Genomic DNA, 12637 nt, shown 5'->3' on the forward strand with positions numbered 1-12637 from the left:
CGCTTTCGGCGCCGGCGCGCCCTTCGGCTCGGGGCGGTGATCCGCCCGCTCGCCTCCGTGCGCTCTTGACCCGGCGCCGACGTTTCTCGCTCCCACGCTCGTTCCTCGCTCGTCGCTCGTCGCTTTCGGCGCCGGCGCGCCCTTCGGCTCGGGGCGGTCGCCACCACGTACGCCCCCGCGCTCCCGACCGGGTAGGTTTGCGCACTGTGGAGGATCTCGACCAACGCATCGTCCAGCTGCTCCTCGAAGACGGCCGGATGAGCTACACGGACCTGGGCAAGGCCACCGGCCTGTCCACCTCGGCGGTGCACCAGCGGGTGCGCCGCCTCGAGCAGCGCGGGGTGATCCGCGGCTACACCGCGATCATCGATCCCGACGCCGTCGACCTGGCGCTGACCGCGTTCATCTCGGTCAAGCCCTTCGACCCCAGCGCTCCCGACGACACCCCGGACCGCCTGGCCGGCCTGCCCGAGATCGAGGCCTGCCACAGCGTCGCCGGCGACGAGAACTACATCCTCAAGGTGCGCGTCGGAGCCCCCGGCGACCTGGAGGACCTGCTCGCCCGCATCCGCAGCGCCGCCGGAGTCTCCACCCGCACCACCGTCGTGCTCTCCACCCCCTACGAGGCCCGACCCCCGAAGCTCTGACCAGGAACGGGAGGGGTGCAGACTTAGCGGCATGACCGAACGCACCCCACGAACCGTCCTGCTGCGCGGCGGCGCCGTCTACAGCCCCGCCGACCCCTTCGCCACCGCGATGCTCGTGGAGGGCGGGCACATCGCCTGGGTCGGCAGCGACGGCGCCGCCGAGGCGTACGCCACCACCGCCGACGAGATCGTCGAGCTGGACGGGGCGCTGGTCACCCCCGCTTTCGTCGACGCCCACGTGCACGCCACCGCCACCGGACTGGCGCTCACCGGCCTCGACCTCACCGGCAGCCCCTCGCTGGCCGCCACCCTCGCCGCCGTCACCGCCTTCGTGGAGGCCCAGCCGGAGACCGGCGGCGTGCTGATCGGCCACGGCTGGGACGAGACCGGCTGGCCCGAGGGCCGCCCGCCCACGCTCGCCGAACTCGACGCCGCCGCCCGCGGCGCCGCGCTCTACCTCTCCCGCACCGACGTGCACTCCGCGCTCGCCACCACCGCGCTGCGCGCCCTGACCGAGGGCCTCGCCGAGCGCCCCGGCCACGACGCCGAGGGCCCGCTCACCAAGGACGCACACCACGCCGTCCGGCAGACCGCGCTCGCCCACCTCACCCCCGAGCAGCGCCGCCGCGCCCAGCGCGCCACCCTGACCCGCGCCGCCGAACTCGGCATCGGCGCCCTGCACGAGTGCGCCGGCCCGGAGATCTCCTCCGAGGCCGACCTGACCGCCCTGCTGGCCCTCGCCGCCGACGGCGAAGGCCCCGAAGTCTTCGGCTACTGGGGCGAGTTGGGTGGTGTCGAGACTGCCCGCAAGCTCGCTGCGGTGGGCGCCGGCGGCGACCTCTTCGTGGACGGCGCGCTCGGCTCGCACACCGCCTGCCTGCACGCCGCCTACGCCGACGCCGAGCACACCGGCACCGCCTACCTGACCGCCGAGCAGGTCGCCGACCACGTCGCCGCCTGCACCGAGGCCGGGCTGCAGGCCGGCTTCCACGCCATCGGCGACGCGGCCGTCACCGCCGTGCTCGAGGGCGTCCGCGCGGCCGGCGAGCGAGTCGGCGCCGACCGGGTCAGGGCGCTGCGCCACCGCGTCGAGCACGCCGAGGCGCTGGACGACGAGGCCATCGCCGCCTTCGCCGAGCTCGGCCTCACCGCCTCCGTCCAGCCCGCCTTCGACGCGGCCTGGGGCGGCCCGGACGGCATGTACGTCCGGCGCCTCGGGGCGGAGCGGGCCGCCGGCCTCAACCCGTACGCCGCGCTGCTGCGGGCCGGCGTCCCGCTGGCCTTCGGCTCGGACGCCCCGGTCACCCCGCTCGACCCCTGGGGCACCGTCCGCGCCGCCGCCTTCCACCAGACCCTGGAGCACCGGATCTCGGTCCGCGCCGCCTTCACCGCCCACACCCGCGGCGGCTGGCGCGCGATCGGCCGCGACCAGGACGGCGTGCTGGTGCCCGGAGCCGTCGCCAACTACGCGATCTGGGCCGCCGACGAGTTGGTCGTCCAGGCCCCCGACTCCCGGGTGGCCGGCTGGTCCACCGACCCGCGCTCCGGCACCCCCGGCCTGCCCGACCTCACCCCCGGCCGCGAACTGCCCCTTTGCCTGCGCACGGTGGTCCGCGGGCGGACCGTGTACCAGCGGTAAACCGGATGAGGGCGCGGGCCCCGGCCTCATAGGTTGACCACCATGACCGACCTGGTACCCGCGGACTTCACCGTCCCGCGCGAGCTGCTCGCCCCGGAGTTCCGCCTGGAGCCCCTGGGCGAGCAGCACAACGCCTCCGACCTCGCCGCCTGGACGAGCAGCATCCAGCACATCCGCGCCACCCCCGGCTGGGCCGGCCGCAGCTGGCCGCCGGCCGACGGCATGCCGCTCGAGCGCAATCTCGCCGACCTGCGCCGCCACGCCGCCGACTTCGAGGCCCGCAGGGGCTTCACCTACACCGTCCTCGAGCCGGACCGCGACGAGGTGATCGGCTGCGTCTACGTCCACCCGGACCGCGAGGACCCGTCCGTGGTCTCGGTCAGCTCCTGGGTCCGCGCCGACCGCGCCGAGCTGGACGCCCCGCTGTACCGCGCGGTCTCCGCCTGGCTCACCGGCCACTGGCCGCTGGGACGCTTCGTCTACGCCGAGCGCTGACCGCCCGGCCGGGCCCTACCACCCTCACCTCACGCCTCCCCGACGTTCCGGGGTACCTTCTTCGCACAGCGTCCGAACAGCAAGCCCCAGGAAGATGGTGCGCCGGTGGCCATGCCCGTCACCCAGGAGCGGTCCGGGACCGCTCCCGAGCCACAGGACCCGGCCCCGAAGCCCGGCCGCGGCGCCCGCGCGCTCGCCAAGGTCCGTGCCGGGCTGCCGCGCACCGGCCTCGCCGCACTGGCCGGCCTGCTGCTCGCGCTCGCCTTCCCGCCGTACGACCTGTGGCCGCTGTCGCTGCTCGGCGTCGCCGCGCTCTCGCTGCTCACCCGCGGACGCACCTTCCGTCAGGGCGCCTGGACGGGCTTCGCCTTCGGCTTCCCGTTCTTCCTGATGCTGCTCAGCTGGCTGCGGGTGGTCGGCTGGGACGCCACGGTCGGGCTGTCCGTCGTCGAGGCGCTGTTCCTGGCCCTGCTCGGCGGCGCGCTGGCGCTCACCTCCCGGCTGCCCGGCTGGGCGCTCTGGGCGGCCACCCTGTGGGTCACCCAGGAGTGGGCGCGTGACCGGCTGCCGCTCGGCGGCTTCCCCTGGGGCCGGCTCGCCTTCGCCAACACCGCCACCCCGTACACCCCGCTGGCCGCGATCGGCGGCGCGCCGCTGGTGACCTTCGCGGTCGCCCTCTCCGGCACCCTGCTGGCCTGGGCCGCGCTGCGCCTGCGCGGGCCGGGCCGGGCGCCGAGGGCGGCGGCGCTGGCGGCGCTCGGGGCGGTGGCCGCGCTGCTGGCCGGCTACCTCGTCCCGGTGCCCACCGCCGCGACGGACACCGTCAAGGTCGCCGTCGTCCAGGGCAACGTGCCGAACCCGGGCATGGACTTCCTCGGCCGCCCGATGATGGTCCTCAACAACCACGCCACGGCCACCGAGCGCCTGGCCTACGACATCAGCATGGGCAGGGCCCCGCGCCCGGACGTGGTGATCTGGCCGGAGAACTCCTCCGACCTCGACCCGTTCAGCGACCCGCTGGCCCGTCAGCGCATCGACGAGGCGGTCCAGGCGGTCGGCGTGCCCACCCTGGTCGGCACCCTGGTGGACGGCCCGGACGCGCAGCACGTCCAGAACGAGGGAATCGTCTGGGACCCGGTCACCGGCCCCGGCGCCTCCTACACCAAGCAGCACCCCGTCCCGTTCGGCGAGTACGTGCCGTTCCGTGCCCAGCTGATGAAGGTGGTCACCCGCCTCCAGCGGGTCGCCCGCGACTTCTACCCCGGCGACCACAACGGCGTGATGCAGCTCGGCCCGGCGAAGATCGGCGACGTGATCTGCTTCGAGGTGGCCTACGACGAGATCGTCCGGGACACCGTGGACAGCGGCGCCCGCGTTCTGGTGGTCCAGACCAACAATGCGACCTACGCCAAGACCGGCCAGCCCGAGCAGCAGCTCGCGATGAGCCGGCTGCGCGCGGTCGAGCACGGCCGGGCCGTCCTGATCGCCGCCACCAGCGGCATCAGCGCGGTGATCGCCCCGGACGGCACCGTCGAGCAGCGCACCGCGGAGCTGACCCGGGCCGAGCTGTCCGCCACCGTCCCGCTGCGCGACGGCACCACGGTGGCCGACCGGGTCGGCGCCGCCCCGGAGTGGACGCTGGCGATCGGCGGCCTGCTGGCCTGCGGCGCCGCCGTCCTGGTGGGCCGCCGTCGGAAGAGCGCGGTCGGAACACCGGCCACCGGGGAATCGTTGAACCAGGTGGTGCCGTAGCCGGCCCGGACCTCCCGTGCGGCGCGCAGAGCACCGCTTGGAGTGGATTCGTACCGTGACCCAGCAAGCTACGCCCACCCGTCCGGTCCCGCGCAGCAGGCTCCGCCGGGTGCTGCCGCTGCTGATCACCGCCTGGCTGGTGCTGGAGATCTGGCTGCTGGTCCTGGTGGGCTCCTGGCTGGGCGGCTTCGCCGTCCTGCTGCTGCTCATCGCCGGCGGGGTGATCGGCGGCTCGCTGATCAAGCGGGCCGGGCTGAGGGCGCTGTCGGCGGCGGTCGAGCAGAGCAAGAACCCGCAGTCCCAGCAGCCGCAGACCGGCACCAGCATGACCGTGCTGGCCGGGCTGCTGCTGATCATCCCCGGCTTCCTGTCCGACCTGGTCGCCCTGACCCTGCTGTTCCCGCCCACCCGGGCGCTGTGGCGGGCCGTCGGCCGCCGGGTCGCGGACAAGGCGGTGCGCAGCGCCTCCCCCGTGGGCGCCGACCCGTTCGCGGACGCGATGCGGCTGCAGGAGCAGCTGCGCATCCACCGCCCGGACGGCAAGGTGATCCAGGGCGAGGTGGTCGACCCCGAGGCCGGCCCGCGCGGTCCGCAGGGTCCGGACACCACCTACCGCCCGCCGATCGACGGCTGAGCCGCCGTACGGCGCCGGACGACGCGGAACGAGCCCGGACAACGCGAACGTACGGCCCCGGACAACGCGAAAGGGACCCTGGTCACCAGGGTCCCTTTTCGCGTCCTCCCGCACGCGGCGGGAGCGAGATGTGTCAGGCGCTCTTGCGGGTGTCCCGCGGGTGCACCGCGAGGTTCATCCCACCGGAGCGGAGCACGGCCAGCCGCTCGGCCAGCACCTCCTCCAGCTCCTCGCGCGTCCGGCGCTCCATCAGCATGTCCCAATGGGTGCGCGTGGGCTTGACCTTCTTCTCCTCCGGCTCGTCACCGTCGAGAAGTGCCGCCTCCTGGCCACAGAAGCGGCATTCCCACACCGGGGGGATCTCCGCCTCGACCGAGAAAGGAACCTCGAATCGGTGTCCGTTCTGACATGCGTACTCGACGGTCTGGCGGGGAGCCAGATCGATACCACGGTCGGTCTCGTAGCTAGTGGCCCCGAGTCGCGTGCCGCGGAGAGCTCGCTCGCTCATGAATCGTGCCTCCCGGGCTTATGGCCCACAGGACTAGTGGTCGCTGTTCTTCGTCGTTCGGTCAACGCTCGGCTTCCGACGAAGATTCCCGTCCCGGGACATGCGTCGTCTGTTGTGCCGCCCCTGTTTGTACCCACCGGCGCCCGATTTGTCACATCTGGCCGCTGATATCACCCCAGGTGTCACCTATTTCACATCTGGTGATCGTGCGGACTTTCTGTGACGAGCCTACCGGCAGGGGATTCCGCGGTGCCCGCCGACCCCGCTTCCCGCGCGATCAGGAGATCGGTCGGGAACGGATCATCGGCTCGGTCTTGCCGAGCTCGACCGGGTGCGAGGGCAGGGTGGCGTCGGCCGGAATCACCGGCGGACGGTCCGGGCGGGGCGGTGCGGCGGGGGCGGGCTCGGTCCGGCTGTCGCGGTGCGGCAGCAGGGCGATCACGGCGTCCCGCAGCTGGGCCGGGGCGTCCTCGTCGAGCGGGTCGACGGTGGCGGGCACCTGGAGCCGGACCGGGGTGCCGTTGCCGATCCGGGCGTAGCCGCGGCCGACCGGGGCCTGCGCGGCGGGCACGATGTCCAGCGGCGCGCCGAGCGCGGCGTGGCCCTCCTCGGGCCCGGCCGGGCCGAGCAGCACCCTGGCCCGGGTGGTGGCGCGGACGGTCGGGGTGATCCGGTCCCGGGCCTCGACGTCGTCGGCGATCACCACGGTGACCCGGGCGGCCCGGCCGTGCCGCAGCGGCAGCTCCAGCAGGTCCTGGGGGTCGGGGCGGCCCTCCGCGTGGGCTAGCTCGCCCAGCTCGGTCGGGTGGTCCAGTAGCAGCCACAGCGGCCGGGTGACGTCCTCGGGCGGGGTGGCGCCGGTGTGCCGGGCGGCGTTCAGCGCGGCGAGCCGGCGCTCGGTCTCCTGGGCGGCCCAGGTCAGCGCGGCCAGCGCGCCGTGCAGGCTGGTCTCCACGGTGTGCACGCCGGGCCGGTTGACCAGGCAGGCGTGCTCGCCGGTCCCGGCGCCGTCGATCACCACCAGGTCGGCGTACGGGAGGGCCTGGAGCGCGATCGAGCGGATCAGGCTGGAGGTGCCGTAGCCGGTGATGCCGAGGGCCAGCAGGTGGGGCTCGGAGGAGCGCGGGCCGGTGCGCCAGATCACCGGCGGCTGCTGGGTGATGGTGCCGCCCTGGGTGACCGGGATGGTGCGGGCGGTGCCGTCCTCGTCGGTGAAGCCGAGCACGATCTCGCCCGGGGCGGCCACGAAGCGCTGGGCGACGACATCGGTGGGCAGCGGGGCGAGCGCGGTGATCCGCAGCCGGTTGGACTCCTCGTCCCAGTCGAAGCGGTACTCCCGGGCCCGCCCGGCCTTGCCCTGGACGACCTGCTCGATCCGGGCCCGGGCGGTCGGCTCGGTGTCGGTGAAGTACGCGGGGTAACTCAGCTCCAGCCGGGAGAGCCGGCCCTCGCCGTCGAACTCCCAGGAGCCGAAGGCGTTCTTGTAGCTGCCCTCGAAGTGGTAGAGCGGGTTGGTGTCCTCGGGGCCGCACAGGTACGGGGTGAGCGCCGAGTAGAGCGCGCCGAGCTTGACGTCGGCCACGTCGGGCGGGGGCGGGGCGGGCGCGGCCTTGGGGGCCCGGCCGGCCCAGGCGGCGCTGGCCATCAGCGCGATCAGCGCGAACAGCAGGCCGTGCGGCAGCAGGTAGATGCCGATCATCATTGCGGCGGACAGGAACAGCGTCGGGCCGCGGCGCTCCTGCGGGGTGGCCTGCCAGCGGTCCCAGGCCCAGCCGGCGTGGTGGCGCAGCCCGCGGCCGATCAGGGCGAGCGGGGCGAACATGTCGGTGGCGTGGTCCCCGACGGTTCGGGCGATCTCTCGGCGCTTGCCGAGATGGCGGTGGAGCGGCATTCCGTGACTCCCCGGTCGAGTGGGACGGGTGGGGTGAGGGGGGACTGCTCGTGGTACGACGGGGCCCGGGCGGTGGGATCCGCGCCCGGGCCGTAGGGGAGTGGCGGCACCTAGAACTTGATGCCGCCGAGCAGGCTCGCCAGGCTGGCACCGCCCGCGGTGATGCTCGGGGCGATCGAGGAGCCGGCGATGTAGAAGCCGAAGAGGGCACAGACGATGGCGTGGGACATCTTCAGGCCGTCTCTGCGGAAGAACAGGAAGGCGACGGTGCCGAACAGGACGAGCGCGGAGACATTGAGAACCACGTTCAGCTCCTCGGGAAGGGGACGGGGGGCAGCGTTACTTAAAGTGCCCTTATCGTGACAAAAAGTAATAGATGATGGAACGGTGCAAACGGGTGGTTCTGCCGCTCGGTACCGCCCGGGGGAGGCCGGACGGAGGTATGCGAACCGGCCCGGGTGAGGGCCCGGTGTCGCATGGCTGCCGCGTGGATTCGGTGCCGCGAGGCATTCCCGGGGCGTGGGTGGGAAGCTTCCGGGGGGTCCCGGAAGTTCGCTCGAACGGCGGCGCGACGCGCGCGGCCGCAGGTCGTACCGCGTCCCGCTCCCGGCGCGGCCGTCATCCGGATTCCGGACGCCCGCTGGCCCGGTCCGGCGCCGACCGCTACGGTGCGTACGCACGAGCCCTCGCCAGCCCCCAGAAAGGCAGTCCACCATGACCGACGCCCCCGACGCCGAGGTGATCGCGCTCGCCGGGAAGCTCTTCGACGCCGCCCGGTCCGGAGACACCGCGACCCTGACCACCGCCGTCGACGCGGGCGTCTCCGCGGACCTCACCAACGGCAGCGGCGACACCCTGGTCATGCTCGCCGCCTACCACGGCCACGCGGCCACCGTCGAAGCCCTGCTCCAGCGCGGCGCCGACCCGAACCGGGCCAACGACAAGGGCCAGACCCCGCTGGCCGGAGCCGTCTTCAAGGGCAGCGCGGACGTCGTCGACGCCCTGCTCGCCGGCGGCGCCGACCCGAAGGTCGGCGTCCCGTCCGCCGTCGACGCCGCCGCGATGTTCGGCAAGACCGAGCTGCTGGCCCGGTTCGAGGGCCGCTGAGTCGGGGCCCGGCGTGCGGGGCCGGCCTGATCCGACCCGCCCCGCACGCCGGGCCCTCGACGCCGTACGCTCTCCAACCATGGAGAACACCGCCACCCGGGACACCGGTACCGTCGAGTTCCGCATCACCGGGTACGCCCACCCCGATGCGCAGGCCCTGTCGGCGGAGGTGCAGCAGGAGTACGTCCGCCGCTACGGCGACCCGGACGAGACCGTGTTGCACCCGGAGGACTTCGAGGCGCCGGCCGGCCTGTTCATGATCGCCTACCTGGACGGCCGCCCGGTCGCCTGCGGAGGCTGGCGGGCCAAGCAGGCCGGCCCGGACGGGCTGCGCGACGGTGACGCCGAGCTGAAGCGGATGTTCGTGATCCCCGACGCCCGCGGCCGGGGCCTGGCCCGGGCGGTGCTGCGCCGCCTGGAGGAGACCGCCGTGGCGGCCGGGCGCACCCGCTTCATCCTGGAGACCGGCACCGAACAGCCCGAGGCCATCGCGCTGTACGGCTCCGAGGGCTACGCGGCGATCCGCAAGTTCGGCATCTACAAGGACCACCCGCAGAGCATCTGCCTCGGCAAGGAACTCCCGACGGCGCCGGCGGTCCGAACGGCGGCGGTCTGAGCGGTGCGCGCGCCGGGTAGACATCCGGGGTGAGCCACCGACCGCCCGACGCCGAACGGCTCCCCGCCCTGGCCGGGCCCGGCGGGGAGCTGGACCGACTGGTCCGGGACGGCGCCCGCACCGCCGGCGCCGGCGCCGTCTGGGCCGTCGGCGACGCTCGGGGCACGCTCGGCGGCGGCAGCCACGGCACGCTCGGGCAGGGCCCGTACGCACGGCTCGCCCCCGGGCCGGACACGCTGTACGACCTCGCCAGCCTCACCAAGATCGTCTCGCTCTGGCCGTGCGCCGGGGTGCTGTGGCAGTCCGGCCGGCTGCCGCTGGACGAACCGCTCGGCGGCTGGTGGCCGCCCGCCGCCGGACACCCGGCCGGTGCGGTGACGGTCCGTCAACTCCTCGCCCATACCGCCGGAATGCTCCCGTACACCCGCTTCGAGCAGCTCTACGGGCGGGCGGCCGCGGCGATCCGGGTCGGGGTGATCACCGCCCCGCTGCACCGCGCGCCGGGGGCGGCCGTCGAGTACACCGACCGCGCCGCCGTGCTGCTCGGCTACCTGGTCGAGGACCTCGGCCGAGCCCGGCTGGACGAACTCGCCGCGCGCTGGGCCTGGCGGCCGCTCGGCATGACCGACACCCGCTACGGGCCGCTCGACGGCTCGGCGACCGCCCGCACCGCGCCCACCGAGTACGACGAGGCGAGCGGCGCCCACCTGCGCGGCGTCGTGCACGACCCCTCCGCCCGGCTGCTCGGCGGCGTCTCCGGCAACGCCGGCGCCTTCTCCACCGCCCGCGACCTCGCCCGCTTCCTCACCGCCCTGCTCGCCCCGCCGCCCCAACTCCCCTGGGGCGAGCCGTGGATCACCGCCTCGCTGCGCGAGCAGACCGGCGGCCTCACGCCCGCCCGCGGCCTGTCCTGGCTGTACGCCCCCGGCACCGAACCCGCCGAGGGCACCTTCGTCCACTACGGCTTCACCGGCACCGGCATCTGGGTCTCCCGCCGACTCGGCCGCTGGGCCCTGCTGCTCACCAACCAGGTGCACCACAGCCGGGTCACCCAGTCGCTCACCGACCTGCGCAACGCCTTCCGGTGGGCGGTCTTCGGATGAGGGCCCGGTAGCACCCGATCGGGTGGATTAGGCACGAACCACCTTTCACGGAGCGGCGATTGGGCAGAGTGGCCGCGACGGAAGGCAGTCGGCGAAGGAGGCGCGATGACGGACACCTGGGCACTCTCGGAGGAGGAGTGGCTCTCCCGGATGGTGCGCGCCTACATCGGCTGCAGCGTGCTGCTCACCGGTCAGGACGGCAAGATCCTGCTGCTGAAGGCCAGTTACCGCGACCAGTGGCAGTTCCCCGGCGGCGGGATGGACCCGGAGGAGGGTCCCGCCGAGTGCGCGGCCCGGGAACTGTACGAGGAGACCGGACTGGTGGCCCGTGACCTGCGGCTGCTGGTGGTGGAGTGGCGCGAGGCGATCCCCGACCAGGGCCAACACGCCCACCCGGCCGTGCACTTCATGTTCGACGGCGGTGCGGTCGAGCCGGGGGCGGTGGTCCGGCTCCAGGCGGAGGAGATCGCCGCACACGGCTACTTCACCCCCGCCCGGGCGGCCGCCCTGCTGCACCCCTGCGCGGCGCGCCGGCTCACCGGAGCCCTGGAGGCCCGGCGGACCGGCGCCGCCGCGCTGCTGCACTCGGCCGGGTACGTCGGCTGACGGCACGTCAGACCAGGGTGCTCCAGTAGTACCAGAACCGGTTGAGCACCATCAGTGCGATCACCGCCGCCCAGAGCACCGGCAGTGCCCAGTGGTAGCGCGCCGCCTCCCGGACGACCGTCCGCATCCTCGGCCCGACCGGAATCACGCCGGTGCGCAGGTTGTGCAGGGTGGTGTACCAGAACAGCACCACCGTCGTCGCCCACACCACCATGCAGTAGGGGCACAGCGCGCCGATGCCGTACAGCGACTGGTCGATCAGCCAGTGCGTGAACACGATGCCCAGGGTGGTCCCGGCCTGCAGGCCCAGCCAGAACCAGCGCCGGTACCCGGCGCCGGCCAACAGTCCCGCGCCGATCGCCGCCAGCGCGCCGAAGGCGGCCAGGCCGAGCAGCGAGTTCGGGAAGCCGAACACCGTGGCCTCCTCGGTGCGCATCACCGAGCCGCAGCTGATGATCGGATTGATGTTGCAGCTGGGGACGTAGGACGGGTTCTCCAGGATGCGGAGCTTGTCGAAGGTCAGTACGGCCGAGGCGACGAGGCCGACCAGTCCGCCGAGGAGGAACAGCAGGGCGAGGGCCCGGCTCGCGCCGATCGGGCCCCGGTCGGCGGCGTCGGGAGCGGGACGGGAGAGGTGCACGGTGGTCGCGGTCATGACAGCACACTCCGGTGGCTGGCTGGGAGGGGGCCGGCCCGGCCGGGAGTTCGGCCGGGCCGGTGGTGTCGTGCGGACCGGCCTACTGCAGGCCGGCGGCCTGCTTGACCTGGGCGGTGAACTGTTCCGCAGACGCGGGGGCGTTGCCCGCGAACAGGTTGATCGGCTTGCCGTCCACCTTGATCGTCGGGGTGCCGGTCACCTGGCTGTTGTTGAAGGCCTCGGCCACCTTCGCCGCCCACGGCGCGTACGTCCGGTCGGTGACCGCCTTCACGAAGGCGTCCGTCTTCAGCCCGGGCACCTGGCCGGCCAGGTCCAGCAGGTGGTTGACGTCGCCGAAGCCGTCCTCGCGCTCGTCCGGCTGGTTGGCGTACAGCACGTCGTGGAACGCCTTGAACTTGTCCACGCCCTCGTTCAGCGCGGCACCGGCCGCGGCCAGCGCGGTGCGCGAGCCCTTGCCGCCGAGGTTCTTGTCCAGGAAGGCGGCCAGGTGGTACTCCACCTTGATCTGGCCGTCCTGGGTGATCTCCTTGACGGTCTGGCCGTTCGCCGCCTCGAAGTGCTTGCAGACCGGGCAGCGGAAGTCCTCGTACACCTCCATGGTGTGCGGGGCGTCGGCCTTGCCGTAGGTGATCACCGTGCCGTCCTGGCCGGTGGCGTTGGCCGGGACGACCAGCGGGGCCGCGGAAGCGGCCGCCGCGGCCTTGTCGTCGTTCTTCGAGCCCGTGTCGATCGCGAGCGCCACACCGCCCGCCAGGGCGAGCACGACGAGCGCGGAGACCGACACGACGATCCGCTGACGGCGCTTGGCGGCCTGCTGCTCGCGGCGCTGCGCCTCCTGAATCCGCTCGCGGGCGCTGATGCGCTTCTTGTTCTTGTCCTGAGCCATGGGGAAGTCAACTCCTGTACGCGGCGCGCGGGTGCGCGCGGGTGGCCGCACACGCGGGTGCGGCGGGGCAAGTGACGCGGGAGTCGTGCGCACTG

Annotated in this window: 14 protein-coding genes; 9 read left to right on the forward strand and 5 right to left on the reverse strand. The window is 73.7% G+C overall.

The window, feature by feature from the left end; all coding sequences use genetic code 11:
• The first annotated feature begins 206 nt into the window (after positions 1-206).
• The 5 genes from O1G21_RS32845 (at position 207) to fxsA (ending at position 5167) form a co-directional block, all read left to right on the forward strand.
• Positions 207-647: an Lrp/AsnC family transcriptional regulator gene (locus O1G21_RS32845; protein ID WP_030058365.1), complete on the forward strand. Its 441-nt coding sequence runs from the start codon at positions 207-209 to the stop codon at positions 645-647.
• Between the two features lie 31 nt (positions 648-678).
• The gene (locus tag O1G21_RS32850; protein ID WP_270148788.1) at positions 679-2286 is read left to right on the forward strand and encodes an amidohydrolase; all 1608 of its coding nucleotides are present in this window, start codon (positions 679-681) and stop codon (positions 2284-2286) included.
• Between the two features lie 42 nt (positions 2287-2328).
• Complete coding sequence (locus O1G21_RS32855) at positions 2329-2781, forward strand: N-acetyltransferase (protein ID WP_270148790.1); 453 nt, start codon at positions 2329-2331, stop codon at positions 2779-2781.
• Between the two features lie 111 nt (positions 2782-2892).
• Positions 2893-4533, forward strand: a complete 1641-nt coding sequence (gene lnt / locus O1G21_RS32860) for an apolipoprotein N-acyltransferase (RefSeq protein ID WP_270148791.1) — start codon at positions 2893-2895, stop codon at positions 4531-4533.
• Between the two features lie 55 nt (positions 4534-4588).
• Positions 4589-5167, forward strand: coding sequence for an FxsA family membrane protein (gene fxsA, locus O1G21_RS32865; protein WP_270148792.1), 579 nt, complete (start codon positions 4589-4591; stop codon positions 5165-5167).
• A gap of 133 nt (positions 5168-5300) precedes the next feature.
• Here the strand turns inward: fxsA and O1G21_RS32870 are convergent, their stop codons facing one another.
• The 3 genes from O1G21_RS32870 to O1G21_RS32880 form a co-directional block, all read right to left on the reverse strand.
• Positions 5301-5675 (reverse strand): RNA polymerase-binding protein RbpA, encoded by a 375-nt coding sequence (locus O1G21_RS32870; protein ID WP_030279777.1) that lies wholly within the window; start codon positions 5673-5675, stop codon positions 5301-5303.
• A 277-nt stretch (positions 5676-5952) separates the two neighbouring features.
• Positions 5953-7566 (reverse strand): hypothetical protein, encoded by a 1614-nt coding sequence (locus O1G21_RS32875; RefSeq protein WP_270148794.1) that lies wholly within the window; start codon positions 7564-7566, stop codon positions 5953-5955.
• 110 nt (positions 7567-7676) lie between these two features.
• Positions 7677-7871, reverse strand: a complete 195-nt coding sequence (locus O1G21_RS32880) for a hypothetical protein (RefSeq protein WP_270148795.1) — start codon at positions 7869-7871, stop codon at positions 7677-7679.
• Positions 7872-8280: 409 nt separating this feature from the next.
• Here O1G21_RS32880 and O1G21_RS32885 point away from each other — a divergent pair, with 409 nt between their 5' ends.
• The 4 genes from O1G21_RS32885 (at position 8281) to O1G21_RS32900 (ending at position 10998) form a co-directional block, all read left to right on the forward strand.
• A complete protein-coding gene (locus O1G21_RS32885; RefSeq protein WP_270148796.1) occupies positions 8281-8673 on the forward strand; it encodes an ankyrin repeat domain-containing protein in 393 nt (130 codons plus the stop codon).
• Between the two features lie 79 nt (positions 8674-8752).
• On the forward strand, positions 8753-9289 hold the full coding sequence (locus O1G21_RS32890) for a GNAT family N-acetyltransferase (RefSeq protein ID WP_270148797.1): 537 nt from the start codon (positions 8753-8755) through the stop codon (positions 9287-9289).
• Positions 9290-9318: 29 nt separating this feature from the next.
• Positions 9319-10392 (forward strand): serine hydrolase domain-containing protein, encoded by a 1074-nt coding sequence (locus tag O1G21_RS32895; protein WP_270148799.1) that lies wholly within the window; start codon positions 9319-9321, stop codon positions 10390-10392.
• A 105-nt stretch (positions 10393-10497) separates the two neighbouring features.
• The gene (locus tag O1G21_RS32900) at positions 10498-10998 is read left to right on the forward strand and encodes an NUDIX domain-containing protein (protein ID WP_270148801.1); all 501 of its coding nucleotides are present in this window, start codon (positions 10498-10500) and stop codon (positions 10996-10998) included.
• Positions 10999-11005: 7 nt separating this feature from the next.
• Here O1G21_RS32900 and O1G21_RS32905 read toward each other — a convergent pair whose 3' ends face one another.
• Together O1G21_RS32905 and O1G21_RS32910 are read right to left on the reverse strand one after the other, a co-directional pair.
• Positions 11006-11653 (reverse strand): vitamin K epoxide reductase family protein, encoded by a 648-nt coding sequence (locus O1G21_RS32905; RefSeq protein WP_270148803.1) that lies wholly within the window; start codon positions 11651-11653, stop codon positions 11006-11008.
• A gap of 82 nt (positions 11654-11735) precedes the next feature.
• Positions 11736-12542, reverse strand: a complete 807-nt coding sequence (locus O1G21_RS32910; RefSeq protein WP_270148805.1) for a DsbA family protein — start codon at positions 12540-12542, stop codon at positions 11736-11738.
• Positions 12543-12637: the final 95 nt, after the last annotated feature.

It is taken from the genome of Kitasatospora cathayae (genome assembly GCF_027627435.1).
Lineage (GTDB): Bacteria > Actinomycetota > Actinomycetes > Streptomycetales > Streptomycetaceae > Kitasatospora > Kitasatospora cathayae.

Bases quoted from the DNA above. Each gene is read 5' to 3' on its own strand.
- lnt (WP_270148791.1), top strand. From the start codon at position 2,893: ATGCCCGTCACCCAGGAGCGGTCCGGGACCGCTCCCGAGCCACAGGAC.
- O1G21_RS32900 (WP_270148801.1), top strand. From the start codon at position 10,498: ATGACGGACACCTGGGCACTCTCGGAGGAGGAGTGGCTCTCCCGGATG.
- O1G21_RS32855 (WP_270148790.1), top strand. From the start codon at position 2,329: ATGACCGACCTGGTACCCGCGGACTTCACCGTCCCGCGCGAGCTGCTC.
- O1G21_RS32875 (WP_270148794.1), bottom strand. From the start codon at position 7,566: ATGCCGCTCCACCGCCATCTCGGCAAGCGCCGAGAGATCGCCCGAACC.
- O1G21_RS32910 (WP_270148805.1), bottom strand. From the start codon at position 12,542: ATGGCTCAGGACAAGAACAAGAAGCGCATCAGCGCCCGCGAGCGGATT.
- O1G21_RS32905 (WP_270148803.1), bottom strand. From the start codon at position 11,653: ATGACCGCGACCACCGTGCACCTCTCCCGTCCCGCTCCCGACGCCGCC.
- O1G21_RS32870 (WP_030279777.1), bottom strand. From the start codon at position 5,675: ATGAGCGAGCGAGCTCTCCGCGGCACGCGACTCGGGGCCACTAGCTAC.
- O1G21_RS32890 (WP_270148797.1), top strand. From the start codon at position 8,753: ATGGAGAACACCGCCACCCGGGACACCGGTACCGTCGAGTTCCGCATC.
- O1G21_RS32885 (WP_270148796.1), top strand. From the start codon at position 8,281: ATGACCGACGCCCCCGACGCCGAGGTGATCGCGCTCGCCGGGAAGCTC.
- O1G21_RS32850 (WP_270148788.1), top strand. From the start codon at position 679: ATGACCGAACGCACCCCACGAACCGTCCTGCTGCGCGGCGGCGCCGTC.